This is a genomic window from Gordonia sp. IEGM753, assembly GCF_050321825.1.
Classification (GTDB): Bacteria; Pseudomonadota; Gammaproteobacteria; order Pseudomonadales; family Pseudomonadaceae; genus Aquipseudomonas.
The window spans coordinates 63,502-84,444 of record NZ_JBNQGB010000008.1 but is presented as its reverse complement, the minus strand read 5'-3'; the positions used below and the strand labels follow the sequence as shown (position 1 = coordinate 84,444).

Here is a 20,943-nt window from a genome sequence, read left to right as displayed (position 1 = left end):
GAAAGTCGAGGGGAAGTCTATCAGGCGCTGCCGAGTCTGTCGGCTCAGGAAGTTTGAGGCGTCGTGCGACTTTGTAGATCGCGTTGTGCAACCCAGTGTTCGATCAGTTCGCGCAACTGCGACAGCTCGACCGGTTTGGCCATGTGTCCGTCCATGCCCGCCTGGCGCGCACGTTCTTTGTGCTCGGCCAGAATATGGGCGGTCAATGCCACCACCGGGGTGCGGACCCGTTTGTTTGCGACTTCCCAGGCGCGCAATTGCTGCGTCGCCGAGAACCCGTCGAGGATCGGCATTTCGCAGTCCATCAGGACCAGATCGTAGCGCTGGGCTTTCATCGCCTGCAGCGCCTCTTCGCCATTGCTGGCGGTGTCCGGTTGCAGGTTCAATTTACCCAGCATGCCACGGATAACCTTGGTCGAGATGCTGTTGTCTTCGGCCACCAGAATGCGGAAATCGCTGGGCACCTTCACCGGCGTCATCGGGCCGGTGGGCGGCACCTGCGACACGGCAAGGCCTTTGTTGCGTTGGTTCAGTTCATCCGCCAGCGTGGTCTTTAACGTGTAGCCGGCGACAGGTTTGGCGAGAATGCGCTTGATCCCGGAGTTGCGTGCGATGATCTTGCTCGGCGCATTGCTGATACCGGTCAGCATCACCAGCAGGATATCGTGGTTAAGGCTCGGGTCTTCCTTGATCTTTGCCGCCAGTTGCATGCCGGTCATGCCTGGCATGTTCTGGTCCAGCAGCACCACGTCGAAGTAATCGCGCAGGTGAGCCTTGGTGCGCAGCAGCGCCAGCGCTTCCTTGCCGGACGCTACGGCGCTGACGTTCAAGCCCCAGGCGGTACATTGCTGCACCAACACCTTGCGGCAGGTGTCGTTATCGTCCACAACCAGCACGCGTGCACCTTGCAGCGGGCCATCGAGATCGTTCGTCGGGTGCTCCAGGCGATCGGGGTCCAGGGGTAAGGTCAGCCACAATGTGCTGCCCTGGCTGGCGCCACTTTTGATGCCGAATTCCCCATGCATCAGGCGAATCAATTGGCGGGCAATCACCAGTCCCAGATTGCCTCCCAGGCGTGTCGCCGACAAAAAGTGTTTGCTGTGCAGTTCAGCGTGCATCAACGCGTCGCGCTCTTGCGCGTCCATCGGTTCGCCGCTGTCTTGCACGGCGATGCGAAGGCGTGGTTTGGCACTGCGTTCGTCCAGAGCAACCACGATCAGGATTTCGCCTTCATCGGTTTTCTTCAGTGCGTTTTCCAGCAGGCTCAGCAAGGTTTGCCGCAAACGCGTGGGGTCGCCACTGATGACGCGCGGCACTTGTGGCTGGATGAAGCTGATCAGCTCGACGTTCTGTTGTTCGGCCTTGGCGCGGAAGATGCTCAAGCAGTCTTCAATCAGCGCGTTGAGATCGAACTGCACGTCGTCGAGTTCAATTTGCCCGGATTCAAGCTTGGAGATGTCGAGGATTTCGTTAATCAGTGTCAGCAATTCGTTGCCGGCGCTGTGAATGGTCTGCACATAATCGCGCTGCTTGACCGAGAGTGGAGTCCCCAGCAGCAGCTCGGTCATGCCCAATACACCGTTCATCGGGGTGCGAATTTCGTGGCTGATCTTTGCCAGAAACTCGGCCTTGGCGTTGATCTCGGCATTGCTGGCGGCCAGGTCACGGCTGATGCTGAAACGGTCTTCGGTGATGCTGCGCTGGCGTTCGCTCAGGGCGATGCTCATCAACAGGCCGCTGATACAGATGAACACCAGCAAGATAGTGATCAGCCCCTGCGGCTCGATCAGGGTCAACCCCAGCAATGCGGGCAGGATGATCAGCGTGCCCAGGTTGAACACCACCATGGCCGCGACGAACAGTCGGGCCGGGCGATAGCCTTTTTGCCAATGCCAGGCACTGACAAACAACATGCTCAGGCCCGCCAGGGCGATCAATGCGTAAGTGATGATATTCAGTGGCAAGGTGTTTACGAACAACAACAGCATGCCGCATGCCGAGATGATCAGGATGTCGCCCAGCAGCAGTTTATTCAGCGGGTGTGGGCCGAGTGGGGCGAAGAAACGATAGGTAAACATCAGCCCGCATGGCGCGGTCAGCAGCAGCGCGATGTAGGATCCAGGCGTTTGTATTGAATACCCGTTCGGCAACCACGGCCCCAACAGATTCAACAGAAGCGCGAGGCTGAGCATCAACAAGCCTTCGCACGCGGACAGCCAGAGGCTGCTGCGTGAGCGCGAATAGGCGTAGCGGATGAGGTTGTGCAGGATCAGCATGCCGAGACAGCCGAACAGGAGACCGAAAATCAGTGACTGGTTCTGGTTGGCCGCCGCCATTATCGCCGACTGCAGGGTGATAAAAGGCCGCATCTGGTGTTCCGACACCAGGCGCAGATAAACATCGAGGGGTTTATCGCTTTCAGGAAGCGGCAGCATGAAGTCGCTGCTGGGCAGTGGTCGATCAGCCTGAGGCTGTTCGGTGCCGGTGTTCAATTGTTCGATCAGTTTGTCGCCGTCAAGCACGTAAAGACTCAAGTGCGACAGGTCGGGCGCAAACACTCGCAGCAACTGTTCATGTTTGCCGGGTGCGAGTCTGAAGCGCAGCCATAACGCGCCATCGGGCTCGGCCGCAGTGAGGCGCTCAAGTTCGATGGGGCTGAATTGATTGGTGTAGCGAGAGGAGCGGATGTCGCTTAGCTGCAGGTCGCCCTGTTCATCGAGCAATACCGCCCAACCACTGCCTTGCGCAGCCTGGGCTGGAAGCATGCAGAGCAAGGTCAGCAGCGTGACAGTGAAACCTATGGCAATCCTGAGCCAGCGCACGGCGAAATCCCTTCGTAGGTTGATGCCAGATTACAACTATGCGCGGCGACAGAATAGTCCGGCAAGGGCCAGAAGCCCTTGCTCGGCCGAATGGATAAGCTATTCCTGATTTTCGCCACGCTCGCGGGCAATGGCACGGTAGCCAATGTCCTTGCGATAGAAACAACCTTCCCAATCAATCTTTGCCGCCAGCTTATAAGCTTGCTGCTGAGCAGCATCTACGCTGGCACCCATGGCAGTGGCGCACAACACGCGACCACCGGCGGTCACGACTTTGCCATCCTTCAGTGCAGTGCCTGCATGGAACACTTTGCCTTCCAGCGCGGCGGCTGCATCCAGACCGTTGATAGCAACGTCCTTGGCATAATCACCAGGATAACCGCCGGCGGCCAATACGATGCCGACGCTCGGACGTGGATCCCATTGCGCTTCGACCTTGTCCAGTGCCTGCGCCAACGCCGCTTCGACCAGCAACACCAGGCTCGACTGCAAACGCAGCATCACCGGTTGGGTCTCAGGGTCGCCGAAACGGCAGTTGAATTCGATGACTTTTGGGTTACCGGCCTTGTCGATCATCAGCCCGGCGTACAGGAAACCGGTGTAGACGTTGCCTTCCTCCGCCATGCCGCGCACGGTCGGCCAGATGACCAGGTCCATCACACGCTTGTGCACTTCGCTGGTGACCACCGGAGCAGGGGAGTAAGCACCCATGCCGCCAGTGTTCGGGCCGGTGTCGCCGTCGCCGACGCGTTTGTGGTCCTGGCTGGTGGCCATCGGCAACACGTTCTTGCCGTCGACCATCACAATGAAACTGGCTTCTTCGCCGTCGAGGAATTCTTCGATAACAACGCGCGAGCCGGCTTCGCCGAATGCATTGCCCGCCAGCATATCGCGCACGGCGTCTTCTGCTTCGGTCAACGTCATGGCAACGATCACGCCTTTACCGGCAGCCAGGCCGTCGGCCTTGATCACGATCGGCGCACCTTTTTCACGCAAGTAAGCCAGCGCGGGCTCGATCTCGGTGAAGTTCTGGTAGTCAGCGGTCGGGATCTTGTGACGAGCCAGGAAGTCTTTGGTGAACGCTTTCGAACCTTCCAGTTGCGCGGCGCCAGCCGTCGGGCCGAAGCAGTCGAGGCCGCGTGCGCGGAACAGATCGACGACACCAGCGACCAGTGGCACTTCCGGGCCCACGATGGTCAAGGAAACGTTTTTCTCGGCAAAGTCTGCCAACTGCTCAAGGGCCAGCACATCGATTGCGACGTTTTCGCACTTGGCTTCAATCGCGGTGCCGGCGTTGCCTGGCGCAACAAAAACCTTTTGCACGCGCGGATCCTGAGCCACTTTCCAGGCCAGGGCGTGTTCACGGCCACCGCTGCCAATGATCAAAACATTCATTTCAAAAACCTCGGATGACGCTAATTCTGTTGAGCGCCGCTGGGGCGCTTTTCTGTGGGAGCTGGCCTGCCAACGATGCAGGCAACTCGGTTTTTTAGCTAAACCGAGGGGATGCTATCGCTGGCAGGCCAGCTCCCGCAGTGGATCGTGTGCTTAGTGACGGAAGTGGCGCATGCCGGTGAATACCATGGCAATACCGGCTTCGTCAGCGGCGGCGATAACTTCCGCATCACGCATCGAACCACCTGGCTGGATCACCGCTGTAACGCCAGCCTTGGCGGCATTGTCCAGGCCGTCACGGAACGGGAAGAACGCGTCGGATGCCATGACCGAACCCTGTACTTGCAAGCCAGCATGCTCAGCCTTGATTGCAGCGATGCGCGCAGAGTTCACGCGGCTCATCTGGCCGGCGCCGACGCCGATGGTCTGACGATTCTTGGCGTAGACGATGGCGTTGGACTTCACGTATTTGGCGACTTTCCAGGCGAAGATCAGGTCGTGTATCTCCTGTTCGGTCGGCGCGCGCTTGGTCACGACTTTCAGGTCGTCGGCACCGATCATGCCGATGTCCCGGCTCTGCACCAGCAAGCCGCCATTGACGCGTTTGTAGTCCCAGGCAGCGGCGCGGTCTGCCGACCACTCGCCGCAGGCCAGCAAGCGCACGTTGGCTTTTGCTGCCACGATGGCGCGGGCTTCTTCGCTGACGCTTGGGGCGATGATCACTTCGACGAATTGACGCTCGACGATGGCCTTGGCCGTCTCGGCGTCCAGTTCGCGGTTGAACGCAATAATGCCGCCGAACGCCGATTCGGTGTCAGTGGCGTACGCCAGTTCGTAAGCCTGGCGGATACCGCCTTCGGCATCCGGGCTTACGGCAACACCGCACGGGTTGGCATGCTTGACGATGACGCAGGCTGGCTTGACGAAGCTTTTCACGCATTCCAGCGCGGCGTCGGTGTCGGCCACGTTGTTGTACGACAGCTCTTTGCCCTGCAGCTGGGTAGCCGTGGCAATGCCAACTTCGGCAGGGTTGGTTTCAACGTAGAACGCGGCACTCTGGTGCGGGTTCTCGCCGTAACGCATTTCCTGCACCTTGACGAACTGGCTGTTGAAGGTCCGCGGGAACTCGCTGCGACCCTCAGTGCTGAGGGTTTCAGCTGACTGGTTCACGGTGCCCATGTAGTTGGCGATCATGCCGTCATAGGCAGCGGTGTGTTCGAAGGCCTTGAGCATCAGGTCGAAACGCTGTGCGTAGGTCAAGCCGCCGGCCTTGAGGCTTTCCAGGACACTGGCGTAATCGCTGGCGTTCACCACGATGGCCACGTCTTTGTGGTTCTTGGCGGCGGAGCGAACCATGGTCGGGCCGCCGATATCGATGTTTTCGATAGCGGTCGGCAAGTCGCAGCCTGGCTTGTTGATGGTGGCTTGGAACGGGTACAGATTGACGGCAACCAGGTCAATCGGCTTGATGCCGTGCTCGTTCATGATGGCGTCATCGATACCGCGACGACCCAGGATCCCACCGTGGATTTTCGGGTGCAGGGTTTTCACCCGACCGTCCATCATTTCTGCGAAACCGGTGTAATCCGCGACTTCCACTGCGGCGACGCCGTTGTCGCGCAGCAGCTTGAACGTTCCGCCGGTGGAGAGGATCTCGACGCCCAGAGCTTCAAGCTCTTTGGCGAACTCGAGGATCCCGGTCTTGTCGGAAACGCTGATCAAGGCGCGGCGGATCGGCAGGCGGGTAGTCTGGTCGGTCATTTCAATTTCCATCAAAAGCAAAGGAGTCAGCAAAAAAGGCGACCGTTTTTACGCGGGCGCCTTTCTGGTTTGATTGAATGCTTACAGCAAATCGTACTGCTTGAGCTTCTTGCGCAGCGTGCCTCGGTTGAGTCCGAGCAGTTCGCTGGCCTTGGTCTGGTTACCCTTGACGTAGTTCATCACGCACTCGAGCAGGGGAGCCTCGACTTCGGAGAGCACCAGGTTGTACACATCCGTGACGGCAGCGCCCTCAAGGTGGGCGAAATAATTGTGCAGCGCCTTCTCGACACTCCCGCGAAGGGTCTGACCTTCTTCGCTTGGCGTATTGAGGTGCTGTTTCAAATTCACGTTGTCGCTCACGGGTGTTGTTCCACTCACTAAAGTCTCGGTCATCATCGTCATGCGGCCACCCCTTCTCCGTCCCCTGTCAGGCTCTTGTAACGCTCGGCGAAGAAGGCCCGAACGTTGGCGCATTGTGCTTCCGTTTCATCCAAACGATTGAAGTGGGCGCGAAACTCCTTGGCGCCCGGCAAGGTTGCGAGATACCAGCCCACATGCTTTCGAGCAATGCGCACACCCATGACATCTCCGTAGAAGACATGCAGCGCGGCCAGATGCTCTAGCAGAATGCGTTCCACCTCGATCAGATTCAGCGCCGGGAGTTTTTCGCCGGTACGCAGAAAATGGTCGATCTCACGAAAAATCCATGGCCGCCCTTGGGCAGCTCGGCCAACCAGCAGGCCATCGGCACCGGTCGCATCAAGCACGTACCGGGCTTTTTCAGGTGAATCTATGTCGCCATTGGCGAACACCGGAATCGACACCGCCTGCTTGATCGCGGCAATCGTGTCGTACTCGGCTTCACCGGTGTACAAGTCGGCTCGGGTGCGGCCATGGACCGCCAACGCCGTAATGCCTGCCTGCTCGGCAATTTTCGCTACCGTCAGGCCATTCTTGTTGTCCCGATCCCATCCGGTACGGATCTTCAGGGTGACCGGCACATCAACCGCAGCCACGACGGCCTGCAGGATCTCGGTGACCAACGCCTCATCCTTCAACAGGGCGGAGCCGGCGGCCTTGTTACAGACTTTTTTCGCCGGGCAGCCCATGTTGATATCAATAATCTGTGCGCCCAGCTCAACGTTGGCCCGGGCTGCATTTGCCAGCATTTGTGCATCACCACCGGCGATCTGTACCGAGCGTGGCTCGGGATCACCTTCGTGGATCATGCGCATGCGAGATTTGCGGGTGTTCCACAAACTCATGTCGCTGGTGACCATTTCCGACACTACAAGCCCTGCGCCCAGACGCTTGCATAGCTGACGAAAGGGCTGGTCGGTGACACCCGCCATGGGGGCGAGGATCAAGCCGTTGTGCAATGTATATGGACCGATGCGTACCGCCGACATAGGACTTCCCTGTTGTGGGGCCGGATCATTAGAGTTCGAAAAAGGGTTGGCATGATACCCGCTCTCGATGACTGGATAAAGGCTGAATTGAACAAAATCTGAACAGTTATTTTGTTATCGCCAGCGGTTTGGTCTTCGAGGGTAAAGTCAGAAAGCTGCCGTCAATTCTGGAACGATGAACCGTTTCACTCGGGGGAATGAAAGCTCAGGCTGTAGTTCACCGCTTTAGGGCCCGGATCGAGAATATCCAGTGCGATGTGGATCGGTGTTTGCGGTGGCATTTCAGCCATGCCTTCAAGATCGCCGTTGAGGTACTCGCCGGGCTTGAAGCGACGGCTGGCGATCAGGTGGCCGTTGAGGTCGGCAAAGCGCAGTTCCAGCAACGGGAACGGCTGTGAAAAGGTTGCCCGGTTATAGATGATTGCATCGACGACCAGTGCGCCACTGAAGTCGGGGTGACTGCGCACCACCAGGTTACTGCTTTTGATTTTTGCAATATCGACTTTGGAAGGCACTGTGCAGCCAATTTGCGGGCACAGTTCCTGGAACCATGGACGGTACTGATCCTGGCGCGCCAGCTCGTCGAAATGATAAGCGACGTACTGACCGATCAGGCCTGCGGCGCCGAGTACAATCAGTAATAACCAGAAAAACCGGCGACCCCACGGTGAACGACGCTTTTGCCAATCCAGTTGCAGCGGATCGTCGGTCAGGTCTTGTAAAACCTCGGCGCGGACGGCCGGCTCACTGCGTTCACGTTTTTTACGCAGCGGGGCTATCGAAGGCAGGTCATCGTCGTCGAGGTCGCTGCTGGCCGACAGACGTTCGTGATGCGTTGGAGCATCAAGTGGGTCATGCAAGCGCAGCTGCGGGGGTTGCGGTTCGTCGTCCAGGTCTACCGGTTCCAGCGAGAACGACGGTTCGGTGCGTTTGATTTTGCCAGCGTCGATATCTGGCTCCGGCAATTCGTTGTCGACTGCCGGTGCGCGGTCGGCGGCGGACTCGCTGTACAGGCTGTCGGGCCAGGATTCTTCGTCCGGTTCTGCACTATCCCTGCGAGCACTTAATGTGTCTTCGCGGTGACGGCCAAATTCGGTTGTCGGCTGGATTTCACGCTGTTCCAGCCTGGCAAGTTCTTCGTCGAGGTCCAGGTTGTCCAGATCCAGCTCGGCGGCCGTCCACTGCTTGAGGCTGATTGCGCGCTGTTCCGGCAATTCGACGACGGCGGGGGCAATCGGCTTGACCGCCGTGCCATTTTCGTTGCTGGCTTGCTCAAGCAGCTGTTTAGCCGCGTTGAACACCTGCAGGCACGAGCCACAGCGAACCACTCCGCGCGCCACGCTCAATTGAGCATGGCTGACGCGAAAACTGGTTTGGCAATGCGGGCACTGAGTGACGAAGCTGTCGGTCATGCGGCGATCCGGTGTATGCAGGCGCTCATTCTAGCGCCGACGGCCAGTGATGCGCACCCAGCCATCGCGATTGGCGATCGGGTCCAGATCGAAGTCCTGCGCGTAGGCGGCAGCGACGTCTTCACCTTGTTCAGCGAGGATGCCCGACAGTGCCAAGCGACCACCGGGCTTGACCAGGCTGGACAGCTGCGGTGCCAAGGAAACCAGTGGGCCGGCAAGGATGTTGGCAACCAGTACATCGGCCTGAACCTGTGGCAGATCTTCCGGCAGATAGAGCGGGAAGAGTGCCTCGGCAATATTGTTACGCCCGGCGTTGTCGCGGGAGGCTTCCAATGCCTGCACGTCGATGTCGGTACCCACCGCTTCCTTGGCGCCCAGCAGCAGGGCGGCAATGGCCAGGATTCCCGAACCGCAACCGAAGTCGAGCACGTTGCAGTCTTTCAGGTCCTGACCGTCGAGCCATTCCAGGCACAGCGCGGTGGTGGGGTGAGTGCCGGTGCCGAAGGCCAGGCCCGGATCCAGCAGCAGGTTGACCGCATCAGGTTCCGGCGCGGCGTGCCAGCTCGGCACGATCCACAGGCGCTGACCGAAACGCATTGGCTGGAAACCGTCCATCCAGCTACGTTCCCAATCCTGGTCTTCAATGGTTTCGCTGTGATGCTCGGGCAGCGGGCTGCCGGTCAGCAATTCAAGATGCGCGAGTACGCTGGCGGCTTCTGTGCCGCCTTCGAACAGCGCTAATAAATGAGTGTGCGACCACAGCGGAGTGGTGTTGAGTTCTGGCTCGAAGATCGGTTGATCTTCGGCGTCCATGAAGGTCACCGACACGGCGCCCACTTCAAGGAAAGCGTCTTCGTAGGTTTCGGCTTGTTCTGGGCTGATGGCGAGACGGACTTGCAGCCAAGGCATGGCGGGCACCTTTGAAAAATATTGATTGCAGCCTAGCGGGCTGCGAGAAGCGCGCAAGTTTACGCGAGCGCGGACGGTTTGTGGGAGTCCGCTGTACCTGTGTGTGTGGGCTTGCCCGCGAAAGCGTTCTAACGTTCACATTGATGTTGAATGTGCCGACGCCTTCGCGGGCAAGCCCGCTCCCACAGGGAATGAGCAGAACTGCAAATTTGATGAAATGTGCAGAAACAATAAAGCCGCCCGAAGGCGGCTTTGTTGATGGGGTCGAAGCTTAGTGCTTGTCGCCAGCCAGCTTGTGTTCCAGGTAGTGGATGTTGACTCCACCTTTGCAGAAGCCTTCATCACGGACCAGATCGCGGTGCAGCGGGATGTTGGTTTTGATCCCGTCGACAACGATTTCGTCCAACGCATTGCGCATGCGTGCCAGCGCTTCATCACGGGTTGCACCGTAAGTGATCAGCTTGCCGATCAACGAATCGTAGTTCGGCGGAACGGCATAACCGCTGTACAGGTGCGAATCGACGCGAACGCCGTTGCCGCCTGGAGCGTGGAAATGCTTGACCGTGCCCGGGCTAGGCATGAAGGTTTTCGGGTCTTCGGCGTTGATCCGGCATTCCAGCGAGTGACCGCGGATAACCACATCTTCCTGGGTGTACGACAACTTGTTGCCAGCGGCGATGCTGAGCATCTCCTTGACGATGTCGATGCCAGTCACCATTTCCGAAACCGGGTGTTCAACCTGAACACGGGTGTTCATTTCGATGAAATAGAACGCGCCGTTTTCGTACAGGAACTCGAAAGTGCCCGCGCCACGGTAGTTGATGTCGATGCATGCCTTGACGCAGCGAGCGAGGACTTCAGCGCGTGCTTTTTCGTCGATGCCCGGTGCCGGCGCTTCTTCGAGAACCTTCTGGTGGCGACGTTGCAACGAGCAGTCGCGGTCGCCCAGATGGATGGCGTGACCCTGGCCATCGGAAAGCACCTGAACTTCCACGTGACGTGGGTTGGTCAGGAATTTTTCCAGATAGACCATCGGGTTGCCGAACGCCGCGCCTGCTTCAGTGCGGGTCAGTTTTGCGAAAGAAATCAGGTCTTCTTCTTTATGCACAACACGCATGCCGCGACCACCACCGCCGCCGGCGGCTTTGATGATCACCGGGTAACCGACTTCGCGACCAATGCGCAAAGCGGTTTCTTCGTCTTCAGGCAGTGGGCCGTCGGAACCCGGAACGGTTGGGACGCCGGCAGCGATCATGGCGTGCTTGGCCGATACCTTGTCGCCCATCAGGCGAATGGTGTCGGCTTTCGGGCCAATGAACGCGAAGCCGGAGTTCTCGACCTGTTCAGCGAAATCAGCGTTTTCGGCAAGAAAACCGTAGCCTGGGTGAATGGCGGTAGCGCCAGTCACTTCGGCTGCGGCAATGATCGCCGGAATGTGCAGGTAAGACTGGGCGGCCGATGCCGGACCGATGCAGACGGATTCGTCTGCCAGGCCCAAGTGCATCAGTTCTTTGTCGGCCTTGGAGTAAACGGCGACGGTCTTGATGCCCATCTCTTTACAGGCGCGCAGAATCCGCAGGGCAATCTCACCGCGGTTGGCGATCAGAACTTTTTCCAACTTCGCAGTCATCAAAGTTTCTCCGCGGTTCAAACGATGGTGAACAGCGGTTGGTCGTACTCAACCGGCTGGCCGTCTTCGACGAGGATGGATTCGATCACACCGCTGGTTTCAGCTTCGATGTGGTTCATCATCTTCATCGCTTCAACGATGCACAGGGTGTCGCCTTTCTTCACGGTCTGGCCGACTTCAACGAAGGACGGCGAGCTTGGCGAGGATTTGCGATAGAACGTGCCGACCATTGGCGAACGGGCAACAGTGCCGTTCAACACAGGTGCGGCTGGAGCTGCTGGTGCAGCGGCGGCAACCGGTGCAGCGGCAGGTGCTGGAGCAGGAGCCTGCATCGGCGCCGGAGCGTAATACTGCTGAGCCGGGGTTTTGCTATGACGGCTGATACGTACAGACTCTTCGCCTTCCTTGATCTCGAGCTCGTCGATGCCGGACTCTTCCAGCAATTCGATCAGTTTCTTAACTTTACGGATATCCATGAATCATCAACTCCCAAGGGTCGGTCAGGGGCGTTCAACGCTTGTTGTTCAAGCCGTTGCCTGTCTTTCAAGCTGCTCTAGTGCGGCCTCCAGGGCCAGTCGATAACCGCTGGCGCCAAGGCCGCAGATCACTCCTACCGCTACGTCGGAGAAGTAAGAGTGATGGCGGAAAGGTTCGCGTTTGTGCACGTTAGACAAATGCACTTCGATGAATGGGATGCTCACCGCCAGCAGCGCGTCACGTAACGCGACACTTGTGTGTGTAAAAGCTGCTGGATTGATCAGAATGAAGTCCACACCTTCGCTGCGAGCGGCGTGGATACGATCTATCAATTCGTACTCGGCGTTGCTTTGCAGGTGCAGCAAGTGATGGCCGCTTTCACGGGCGCGGCGTTCCAGGTCCTGGTTGATCTGCGCCAGAGTCGTAGCGCCATAGGTGCCCGGTTCACGGGTGCCGAGCAAGTTCAGGTTGGGTCCGTGCAGAACCAGTAGGGTTGCCATCTGCTGTTCCTTGTTATCTATGTGCAGTTGTCAGAACCCGGCGACTATGCCGCAAAGCCTTTGTGACTGTCCAGTTCTCTGCAATAGCCAGCACGATGTCCGATGATTGCGCGAGATATGTGACCGGCTACCTGAATCCGGTCATTCGCGTTAGCAACACGCTCGGCGAAGACAGTCCACTTATCAGACGCGAAAGGCCTGCACGGCGGTGTGCAATCGGCCACCCAACACCAACAGATGTTCACCTTGCTCGCGCCCTTCACCGATCCTCAGCAGGTTATCGCCGCCCAATTGGTGAATTCGCTCGCTGTGGTCGCGGATCTCGCTGACGGCGCCACTTTGCTGCGCAGTGACATCGGCGATGCGCACCGCCGTGTCAGCAATGGTCTGTATGGCGCCGACGATTTTATCCAGCGCGCCGTCGGCGGCCTGAGCTTGATTGGCAGTGGCTTCGGCGTGCTCGACCTGAGCGCGCATGCCTTCTACCGATTGCCGTGCAGCGGTCTGAAGGCCGGCAATCAAGGTCTGGATTTCCGCCGTAGCGCCGGCCGTGCGTTGGGCCAACGAGCGAACTTCTTCCGCCACTACGGCAAACCCTCGGCCCATTTCTCCGGCACGGGCTGCTTCGATGGCGGCGTTCAACGCCAGGAGATTCGTCTGGTCGGCAATCGAGCGGATAACGGTCAGCACACCGCCAATGGTCGCCGACTCTTCCGCCAGGTGTTCGATCATCTGCGCATTGCCTTGCACTTCGCCCACCAGTGCATGCAATCCGTTGAGACTCAAACCGATGACTTTCTGACCATGTTCCACCGCCAATCCGGCATGACGGCTGGCGTCCGCTGCCTGGCTGGCGTCGCCGGCGACCTGTTGGATTGTCGCTTCCAGTTCGCCGAGAGAGTCGCGGATCAGTGCCGTATCGCCGGCCTGATGTTCGGCGCCGCTGTGCAAGTCATTGCTCAGTTCGGCCAGCGTACGGCTGCTGCCGGCGACTTGTTCGGCATTGAGACGAATCGTGCCCACCAAGTCGACCAAATAGGCGCGCAGGCGGTTGAGCGAGGCTTGAATGTCATGCAGTTCGCGATTGGTATTGCCCAGCTCGATGTCTTGGCTGAAATCGCCTTCGGCCCAGGTCGAGAGAGCCGGTGCCAGATTGGTCAGTGTGCGGGCCAGCCGGCGTTGCAAGGTATCGATCAGCAGTGCGATCAACAGAATCAGGCCAATCATAACGCCTTGCATCAGCCGCACTTCGCTCTGGATTTGCCCATGCTGGGCGCGCACTACCGGTTCCAGCCCGGCAATGGCTTGCTGTACAGCGGTGATTTTCTGGTGAGTGGCGGTGCTGAGTTCCGTGCGTTTCTGGATCTGGTCACGGGTGCGCGAAAGTTCGGCAGGGTAGCGAGTCAGCAGGCTGTTCAATTCTCGCTTGAGGCCGACACCGGCGTCTTCAGCGACGGCTTTTTCGCCGCTTTCCAGGCCCATCATCGAGGCGAAATCGTCGGTGCCCGATTCGCTGCTGGTGGTCACGCCGAGCAGTGGTAGTGCGTCCAGTCGTTCGGCCTGCGCGCGCAGGTTGCCGACTTCACGCTCGACGTCGGCCGCCAGCTCGCTGCGACCGCTGCTGACCAGTTTGTCGCGGGCCAGTGACAGTTTGCCCAAGTGCTGCGAAGCGGCGAGCAGCGGTGTCAGATAAGCAGGATTAGCGCTGGCGTATTGGCTGAGTTGGTCCAGGCTGGCGCCTAGCTCTCGTTCGGCCTGCAGCAGCAGTGCTTGTGGGTCGCCCGCCAATTTACCCGCCGCCAACAGATCGGTTTTGCTGAATTCTTCCAGGTTCGACAGGCTGGGGCGCAAGGTGTCGGCCAAGGGCTGCGGCAACTCATTCAGCTCTTTTTGCAAGCCTTCGATGGCTTGTCGAGCAGCGCTCAGGCGCAGCGCGTCACCATTGGCCAGGTAGTCCTCGACGTTGCGAGCCACCTCATTTTGAAACGTCCCGGACAGCCCGAGGTAGCGCTCCATCAACAGATAAGGGCGCTCCAGGGCTTTTTGCGACCACCAGAGGGTCGCGCCTAACGCCATGCAGACGGCAACTAATAGAAGGGTATTGAGATTGGTCAGCAACTTCAGGCGCATTGCGGGACTACCAGCGGCAGAGTGGTAAGCGCCTGAAGTTATTGCGTTTCTGTTACAGGGTTATGACTGATTCGGTGGATTCAGATGAAAAAGTGGCACTTTGCTTTGATTCGCGTGCGGCCTGTACGCGGTTGCGTCCGGCGTGTTTGGCCCGGTACAGCGCTTCATCCGCCTGACTCGCCATCATCAGGCTATCGGAGCCCTCGCGCAGTTCGACGACGCCGGCGCTGAAGGTGCACCAAAGGTCTTGTGGCTGCGCAGGGTAGTGAATCTCGGCGAAGCGCTGGCGAATCTCATCAAGCACGTTGTAAGCCGCTTCGATATCGGTGTCGGGCATGACGATGGCGAACTCTTCGCCCCCGTAGCGGCCAATAAAGTCGGTTTTACGCAACCGCTGCTTGAGGAACAGCGCCAGGCTCTTGATCACCCGGTCGCCCATGGGGTGGCCGTGGCTGTCGTTGACCCGTTTGAAGTGATCAATGTCGAGCATCGCAAAGCTCAACGGTTTGTTCTCACGGCGGGAGCGGAAGCTGCAGTCTTCCAGCAATTGCAGGATATGGGTGTGGTTGTACAAACCGGTGAGGCTGTCGCGCACCATCCGCGCCTTCAGGTTTCGTGCCCGTGCCGCGCGGTTACGCACGGTGGTAATCAGGTGGCGCGGCTTGATCGGTTTGGTCAGGAAGTCATCGCCGCCCTCGCTCATCGCGTCCAGCTGCTTGTCCAGATCGTCTTCAGCCGACAGGTAAATGATCGGCACGCTGACATAACGGTCGTTGTGGCGAATCACTTTTGCCAGCTCAGTGCCGGTGCAGGCCGGCATGTACATATCAAGGATGATCAGGTCTGGCTGGAAGTCCGCCAGCTCGGCCATTGCCTGGATCGGCTCGATCAATGTGCGGGTGACGATGCCGGCGCTGTTCAACAGGCGCTCGGTGTGCAAGGCCTGCGCGCGGGAATCGTCAATGATCAGCACTTTATAAGGCTCGTACTGCGCGACGCAGGTCAGCACCTCTATTTTTTCCAGCAGGCTTGAGGCTTCAAGTGTGCCGGTCAGAAATTCCTGGCCGCCGGCACGCACGGCGGCGAGCCGGGTAGGGGTGTCGGTTTCGAGCAGGCTGAAGAACAGCAGCGGCAATTGGTGATCAAGCCCTTCCTGCGCTTCGGCGGCCAGTTTAAGACCGATGCCTTGGCCACTGAAGTCCACGTCCATGACGATCGCCGCCGGCAAGCGCTCGATCATCGAGGCGCGAAACGCCGCCACGCTGTCCAGAGATTGGGCGCTGAGGCCGAAGAACTCGAGCTGCTTGGCCAAACGCTCGGCGCGTTCGTGATCTTGCAACATCACATAGATGGGCTTGCGCAGCGGCGGCAGGAGCGTTTGATCGAGTTGGTCGCCATGGCGCAGGCCGGTTCGCGACAGGCGCTGCATCAACCGGTTGAGGTCCGTAATCAACGCGCTGCTCAGACGTCCGCGATTGGCATCGACAGCCTCCAGCGACGTGCCGATGTTGCGCGCCAATAGAGAATGCTCCGGTTGTTCGAAGCGCTCGGCGAAACGCAGCAGGCGCAGGTTGGCCTCGCTCAGTTCGGCTAGATCGGTGATGGACCATTCGCTGCGCTGCAGGCGTTGCCAGATTTCAAGAATTTGACGTGCCTGATGAATTACCCGCTGGGCAAAATGGTGCTTGAGGCGCTCACGGCTGGGGTCTTCTGGCTCGGTCATATCCTGACTACTAGTTAGGGTGCATGCTGAGGTCGACTGGTGGCTCTATGCTAGCACCTCTTTTGTATTGGATGAGTGTCGTACGTCAATAATCTATAAAGCGACTTCATTCAGTTTCTGACCGACTGGTCGGATAGGATCGAAGCCGGGCTTCATTTATAGTGGCCACTGATCGCGGCTGTTGTGCCGCTCGCTGCTTTGCGCGGTATTAATGCGCGGCAAACGAGGCACGATGGCGTAGGGTTGTGGTCGAACCGATGAACTCAAGTGATTGAAAGGATATCGCCATGCTGGACTGGAAGAACCGCGCGGGCAGCGCGCCTGAACGTGCCGCTGAACCAAAATCAGCCACCCGCAGCTATATAGGTGGCGTTTTGTTCAGCCGGGCGTTGGCCACGTTGGTCGGTTTGTATTTGTTGGTGACCATTGCTCTGGGCTGGTACTGGAGCGAAGAGCCGGCACTGTTTCCGGTTCAGCAGAATGCGCAAATGGCCGCCGAGCGAGAAGGCAAGCAAATGGTCATCGGCTACACCACGGTGGAAACCCTGAAGACCGTAGCCGGCACCTTGCTCAACAAACCTGGCGGCTATATTTCCAACGATCGTTTCCCGCCCGGTCTCTGGATGGATAACACGCCGAGCTGGGAATATGGCGTGCTGGTGCAGGTGCGTGACTTGACGCGCGCCTTGCGTAAAGACTTTGCGCGTTCGCAATCGCAATCCGCTGAAGACGCCGATCTGGCCAAGGCCGAGCCGCGCTTCAACTTCGATAACAAGAGCTGGATCCTGCCGTCCAGCGAGTCCGAGTATCAGGAAGGCATTAATTCCCTGAGCCGTTATCAGGCGCGTCTGTCTGATCCTTCGCAAAAAAATGCACTGTTTTATGCCCGCGCCGACAACCTGAATAACTGGTTGGGCGACGTCGGTACGCGGTTGGGCTCACTGTCACAACGGCTGTCGGCGAGTGTAGGCCGGGTCAAATTGAACACCGCGTTGAAAACCGAAGTCGTCGCACCGGGCGAAGTACCGCAGGTTGACGAAGAAATCGTTGAAACGCCGTGGATGCAGATCGACAACGTGTTCTATGAAGCGCGCGGCCAAGCCTGGGCCTTGTCCCATCTGTTGCGTGCCATCGAAGTCGATTTCGCCGATGTACTCGCGAAGAAGAACGCCACGGTCAGCGTGCGCCAGATCATTCGTGAACTGGAAGCATCGCAAGAGCCGGTCTGGAGCCCGATGATCCTGAACGGCAGCGGCTTCGGCATATTGGCCAACCACTCGTTGGTCATGGCCAATTACATCTCCCGGGCCAACGCCGCAGTGATCGATCTGCGTCAATTGCTCAATCAGGGCTGAAGCATGGTGGATAACATCAAAGAGGCTGCGCACCGCGCGGCCTCGGATGCTGAACACATCGCCTGGGTCGACGAACAGGACAACCTGCTGGGCGCGCTGGTGCGGTCCGACCTGCGTGAGCGTGGGCTGATCGGGCGTGGCACCTACATCATGCTGTTCAATTCGGCGGGTGAGCTGTGTGTGCATCGACGCACGTTGAGTAAGGCCATTTATCCTGGCTACTGGGACGTCGCAGCGGGCGGCATGGTGCTCGCCACTGAAACCTACGCCGAGTCCGCTGCACGTGAGCTGGAAGAAGAACTGGGTGTCAGTGGCGTCGAACTGAAGGCCCACGATCATTTTTTCTTCGAGGACACCGGTAATCGCCTGTGGTGTTCAGCGTTTTCGGCGGTGTGGGACGGACCGTTGGTCTTGCAGCCTGAAGAAGTGCTTGAAGCACGCTTCATCCCTGTCGATCAGGTGATGCAGGAAATAAAGCAGAAGCCTTACTGCCCGGACTCCTTGGCCGCGTTGAAGCGCTATCTCCGGGCGCATGGGGATGACGTCGCAAAAGAGGCATAAATTGGCGCCGATTGGCTCTTAGCAAGTCGGTATTTTGCCGTTACACTGCGCGACCTTTTCAAGCTGAACCGGTAGTGCTTTTTGCAGGAGCGAGCTTGCTCCCATTTGGGTTTTACCGTTTCAGTAGCGCTGCCCCTGCCTGAGTGGGGCTTCGCGGTCGATGGCACTTGCCCAAGTGCCGCGACCAGTCTTTGTCCTCCCAAGAGGATTGCCGGTGGCCAAAAAAGCCGCATCCTTCGCCGCCCTTGGTGGCTTGGTATTTTCCACCGACGCAGGTCGTCATTGCCCGGATTGCAGTAAACCGGTGGATGCCTGCATCTGCAAACAGACCGTTATCCCGGCCGGCGACGGCATTGCGCGCGTGCGTCGCGAAAGCAAGGGCCGTGGCGGCAAGACGGTGACCACCATCACCGGCGTGCCGTTGGCTGAGGACGCGCTTAAGGATCTGGCCACTACGTTGAAAAAACGTTGTGGAACCGGTGGTGCGTTGAAAGACGGGATCATTGAAATCCAAGGCGATCATGTCGAGCTACTCTTGGCGGAGCTGATCAAGCACGGTTTCAAAGCGAAGAAGTCCGGCGGCTAGCAGCCTCTGTGAAAACCACCCTCGGCTTGATCCGGTGCTGATTCAGTTCTGGCCCGGCGTCGTCTACATGGTTTTCACAGAGCCTGTTCTGACTGGTTTCTAAACTCACCGCGGTCAGCGAGGTCTATCCCCTCGTTGACGAACCGTCATTTTCATACTTTAGACTGCGCCGGCCTGAACCCAGGCGACGCTCTATGACTTCTTTATAGGGGACTTCAATGTCCGTACGACGCACACGCAAAGACGATGGCAGCCAATGGACAGTTGCGGACAGCCGCAGTGTTTACGGGATTCGCCATTGGGGGGCCGGGTATTTCGCGATCAATGACGCCGGTCGCGTCGAAGTTCGTCCTAACGGTCCGACCAGTTCGCCTATCGACCTGTTCGAGCAAGTCGACCTGCTGCGCAAAAGCGGCTTGTCCTTGCCATTGCTGGTGCGGTTCCCGGATATCCTGCAAGACCGCGTGCGTCAGCTGACCGGCGCGTTCGATGCCAATATCGAGCGTCTGGAATACCAGAGCAAATACACCGCGTTGTACCCGATCAAGGTTAACCAGCAAGAAGCGGTGATCGAAAACATCATCGCCACCCAGGACGTGTCCATCGGTCTGGAAGCGGGCTCCAAGCCTGAGTTGCTCGCCGTACTGGCGTTGGCACCGAAGGGCGGCACCATCGTCTGCAACGGTTACAAGGACCGTGAGTTCATTCGCCTGGCGCTGATGGGCCAGAAGCTGGGTCACAACGTGTTCATCGTGATCGAGAAAGAATCTGAAGTTGAACTGGTGATCGAAGAAGCCGCCTCGCTGAAGGTCAAGCCTCAGGTTGGCCTGCGTGTGCGCCTGTCGTCCCTGGCCTCCAGCAAATGGGCTGACACCGGTGGCGAGAAATCCAAGTTCGGCTTGTCGGCTGCTCAGTTGCTGTCGGTGGTCGAGCGTTTTCGCGCGGCAGGCCTGGACCAAGGCATTCGCCTGCTGCACTTTCACATGGGCTCGCAGATCGCCAACCTGGCGGACTACCAGCACGGCTTCAAGGAAGCGATCCGTTACTACGGCGAATTGCGCAACCTTGGCCTGCCGGTCGACCACATCGATGTCGGTGGCGGTTTGGGTGTCGACTACGACGGTACCCATTCGCGCAACGCCAGTTCGATCAATTACGACATGGACGATTACGCCGGCGTCGTGGTCGGGATGCTCAAGGAGTTCTGCGATGCGCAGAACTTGCCGCACCCGAACATTTTCTCCGAAAGTGGCCGTTCGCTGACGGCTCACCACGCGATGCTGGTGGTGCAGGTGACCGACGTCGAGAAACACAACGACGACGTGCCCGAGATTGAAAACAAGGAAAACCTGCCAGAAACCGTGCAGTGGCTGGTTGACCTGTTGGGCCCGACTGACATCGAAATGGTCACCGAAACCTACTGGCGCGCCACTCACTACATGAGCGACATCGCTACCCAGTACGCCGATGGCAAGCTGACCCTGGCCGAGAAAGCGCTGGCCGAGCAATGCTATTTTGCCGTGTGCCGTCGCCTGCATAACTCATTGAAGGCTCGTCAGCGTTCACATCGTCAGGTGCTCGACGAACTCAACGACAAACTGGCCGACAAATACATTTGCAACTTCTCGGTGTTCCAGAGCCTGCCGGATACCTGGGCCATCGGCCAGGTGCTACCGATTCTGCCGCTGCACCGTCTGGACGAAGAGCCGCTGCGCCGCGCTGTTCTGCAAGACCTGACCTGCGACTCCGACGGTAAGATCAAGCAATACGTCGACGAACAGAGCATCGAAACCAGCCTGCCGGTGCACGCGCTGAACGAAGGTGAGGATTATCTGCTGGGGATCTTCCTGGTCGGCGCCTATCAGGAAATTCTGGGTGACATGCACAACCTGTTTGGTGACACCGATTCGGTGAACATCTACCAGAATGCCGATGGCAGTGTTTATCACGCGGGTATCGAGACCCACGACACCATCGAGGACATGCTGCGTTATGTGCACTTGTCACCAGAAGAACTGATGACTCACTACCGTGACAAGTGTGCCAGCGCACGCATCACCGCTGCCGAACGTACTCAATTCTTGGACGCGCTGCGTCTGGGGCTGACCCGTTCTTCTTACCTCTCTTCTTGAGGTAAGTGTTCGCTTGCATCGGGTTGTCTGAAATTGCTCCGCACGCCGCGGAAATTTCAGATGACCCGGTGGGACGAATCTCTTTTTTTGCTCGAAAACACCTACGCATCAGACCATAAAAGCCAGATGGTCTTCTTTTCG

16 protein-coding genes are annotated in these 20,943 nt (G+C 58.5%); 4 read left to right on the top strand and 12 right to left on the bottom strand.

The genetic code is table 11. The features are described 5' to 3' along the window. Nucleotides 1-44: 44 nt before the first annotated feature. The 12 genes from ACQR3R_RS27635 to ACQR3R_RS27580 form a co-directional block, all read right to left on the bottom strand. Nucleotides 45-2,822 carry a response regulator gene (locus tag ACQR3R_RS27635; protein WP_428277372.1) on the bottom strand — a complete coding sequence of 926 codons (2,778 nt, stop codon included), beginning with the start codon at nucleotides 2,820-2,822 and terminating at the stop codon, nucleotides 45-47. A 99-nt stretch (nucleotides 2,823-2,921) separates the two neighbouring features. Beyond that, nucleotides 2,922-4,217: a phosphoribosylamine--glycine ligase gene (purD, locus tag ACQR3R_RS27630; protein ID WP_428277370.1), complete on the bottom strand. Its 1,296-nt coding sequence runs from the start codon at nucleotides 4,215-4,217 to the stop codon at nucleotides 2,922-2,924. Nucleotides 4,218-4,370: 153 nt separating this feature from the next. Beyond that, complete coding sequence (purH, locus tag ACQR3R_RS27625) at nucleotides 4,371-5,978, bottom strand: bifunctional phosphoribosylaminoimidazolecarboxamide formyltransferase/IMP cyclohydrolase (RefSeq protein WP_428277368.1); 1,608 nt, start codon at nucleotides 5,976-5,978, stop codon at nucleotides 4,371-4,373. A gap of 81 nt (nucleotides 5,979-6,059) precedes the next feature. Further along, nucleotides 6,060-6,371, bottom strand: a complete 312-nt coding sequence (gene fis / locus ACQR3R_RS27620; protein ID WP_201062591.1) for a DNA-binding transcriptional regulator Fis — start codon at nucleotides 6,369-6,371, stop codon at nucleotides 6,060-6,062. Nucleotides 6,372-6,376: 5 nt separating this feature from the next. Continuing rightward, on the bottom strand, nucleotides 6,377-7,387 hold the full coding sequence (gene dusB / locus ACQR3R_RS27615; protein ID WP_428277366.1) for a tRNA dihydrouridine synthase DusB: 1,011 nt from the start codon (nucleotides 7,385-7,387) through the stop codon (nucleotides 6,377-6,379). Nucleotides 7,388-7,572: 185 nt separating this feature from the next. Then, nucleotides 7,573-8,799, bottom strand: coding sequence for a DUF3426 domain-containing protein (locus ACQR3R_RS27610; protein WP_428277364.1), 1,227 nt, complete (start codon nucleotides 8,797-8,799; stop codon nucleotides 7,573-7,575). A 30-nt stretch (nucleotides 8,800-8,829) separates the two neighbouring features. Beyond that, nucleotides 8,830-9,708 (bottom strand): 50S ribosomal protein L11 methyltransferase, encoded by an 879-nt coding sequence (prmA, locus tag ACQR3R_RS27605; RefSeq protein ID WP_428277363.1) that lies wholly within the window; start codon nucleotides 9,706-9,708, stop codon nucleotides 8,830-8,832. Between the two features lie 271 nt (nucleotides 9,709-9,979). Next, nucleotides 9,980-11,338 carry an acetyl-CoA carboxylase biotin carboxylase subunit gene (gene accC / locus ACQR3R_RS27600; protein WP_428277361.1) on the bottom strand — a complete coding sequence of 453 codons (1,359 nt, stop codon included), beginning with the start codon at nucleotides 11,336-11,338 and terminating at the stop codon, nucleotides 9,980-9,982. 17 nt (nucleotides 11,339-11,355) lie between these two features. Next, nucleotides 11,356-11,814: an acetyl-CoA carboxylase biotin carboxyl carrier protein gene (gene accB, locus ACQR3R_RS27595; RefSeq protein WP_428277359.1), complete on the bottom strand. Its 459-nt coding sequence runs from the start codon at nucleotides 11,812-11,814 to the stop codon at nucleotides 11,356-11,358. A 48-nt stretch (nucleotides 11,815-11,862) separates the two neighbouring features. Next, complete coding sequence (gene aroQ, locus ACQR3R_RS27590) at nucleotides 11,863-12,315, bottom strand: type II 3-dehydroquinate dehydratase (protein WP_428277357.1); 453 nt, start codon at nucleotides 12,313-12,315, stop codon at nucleotides 11,863-11,865. A 183-nt stretch (nucleotides 12,316-12,498) separates the two neighbouring features. After that, a complete protein-coding gene (locus ACQR3R_RS27585; RefSeq protein WP_428277355.1) occupies nucleotides 12,499-14,445 on the bottom strand; it encodes a methyl-accepting chemotaxis protein in 1,947 nt (648 codons plus the stop codon). A gap of 52 nt (nucleotides 14,446-14,497) precedes the next feature. Further along, nucleotides 14,498-16,168: a diguanylate cyclase gene (locus ACQR3R_RS27580; RefSeq protein WP_428277353.1), complete on the bottom strand. Its 1,671-nt coding sequence runs from the start codon at nucleotides 16,166-16,168 to the stop codon at nucleotides 14,498-14,500. Between the two features lie 287 nt (nucleotides 16,169-16,455). Between ACQR3R_RS27580 and ACQR3R_RS27575 the strand changes: the two genes are divergently transcribed. From ACQR3R_RS27575 to speA, 4 genes are all read left to right on the top strand, one after another. After that, a complete protein-coding gene (locus ACQR3R_RS27575; RefSeq protein ID WP_428277351.1) occupies nucleotides 16,456-17,523 on the top strand; it encodes a DUF2333 family protein in 1,068 nt (355 codons plus the stop codon). Between the two features lie 3 nt (nucleotides 17,524-17,526). Beyond that, a complete protein-coding gene (locus ACQR3R_RS27570; protein ID WP_428277349.1) occupies nucleotides 17,527-18,084 on the top strand; it encodes an NUDIX domain-containing protein in 558 nt (185 codons plus the stop codon). Nucleotides 18,085-18,298: 214 nt separating this feature from the next. Beyond that, the gene (locus ACQR3R_RS27565) at nucleotides 18,299-18,670 is read left to right on the top strand and encodes a translation initiation factor Sui1 (protein WP_033059567.1); all 372 of its coding nucleotides are present in this window, start codon (nucleotides 18,299-18,301) and stop codon (nucleotides 18,668-18,670) included. 218 nt (nucleotides 18,671-18,888) lie between these two features. Then, on the top strand, nucleotides 18,889-20,802 hold the full coding sequence (gene speA, locus ACQR3R_RS27560) for an arginine decarboxylase (RefSeq protein ID WP_428277346.1): 1,914 nt from the start codon (nucleotides 18,889-18,891) through the stop codon (nucleotides 20,800-20,802). Nucleotides 20,803-20,943 lie beyond the last annotated feature (141 nt).

Coding starts and splice junctions, on each gene's coding strand:
- purD (WP_428277370.1), bottom strand. CDS start 4,217: ATGAATGTTTTGATCATTGGCAGCGGTGGCCGTGAACACGCCCTGGCC.
- purH (WP_428277368.1), bottom strand. CDS start 5,978: ATGACCGACCAGACTACCCGCCTGCCGATCCGCCGCGCCTTGATCAGC.
- fis (WP_201062591.1), bottom strand. CDS start 6,371: ATGACCGAGACTTTAGTGAGTGGAACAACACCCGTGAGCGACAACGTG.
- dusB (WP_428277366.1), bottom strand. CDS start 7,387: ATGTCGGCGGTACGCATCGGTCCATATACATTGCACAACGGCTTGATC.
- ACQR3R_RS27610 (WP_428277364.1), bottom strand. CDS start 8,799: ATGACCGACAGCTTCGTCACTCAGTGCCCGCATTGCCAAACCAGTTTT.
- prmA (WP_428277363.1), bottom strand. CDS start 9,708: ATGCCTTGGCTGCAAGTCCGTCTCGCCATCAGCCCAGAACAAGCCGAA.
- accC (WP_428277361.1), bottom strand. CDS start 11,338: ATGACTGCGAAGTTGGAAAAAGTTCTGATCGCCAACCGCGGTGAGATT.
- accB (WP_428277359.1), bottom strand. CDS start 11,814: ATGGATATCCGTAAAGTTAAGAAACTGATCGAATTGCTGGAAGAGTCC.
- aroQ (WP_428277357.1), bottom strand. CDS start 12,315: ATGGCAACCCTACTGGTTCTGCACGGACCCAACCTGAACTTGCTCGGC.
- ACQR3R_RS27585 (WP_428277355.1), bottom strand. CDS start 14,445: ATGCGCCTGAAGTTGCTGACCAATCTCAATACCCTTCTATTAGTTGCC.
- ACQR3R_RS27580 (WP_428277353.1), bottom strand. CDS start 16,168: ATGACCGAGCCAGAAGACCCCAGCCGTGAGCGCCTCAAGCACCATTTT.
- ACQR3R_RS27575 (WP_428277351.1), top strand. CDS start 16,456: ATGCTGGACTGGAAGAACCGCGCGGGCAGCGCGCCTGAACGTGCCGCT.
- ACQR3R_RS27570 (WP_428277349.1), top strand. CDS start 17,527: ATGGTGGATAACATCAAAGAGGCTGCGCACCGCGCGGCCTCGGATGCT.
- speA (WP_428277346.1), top strand. CDS start 18,889: ATGTCCGTACGACGCACACGCAAAGACGATGGCAGCCAATGGACAGTT.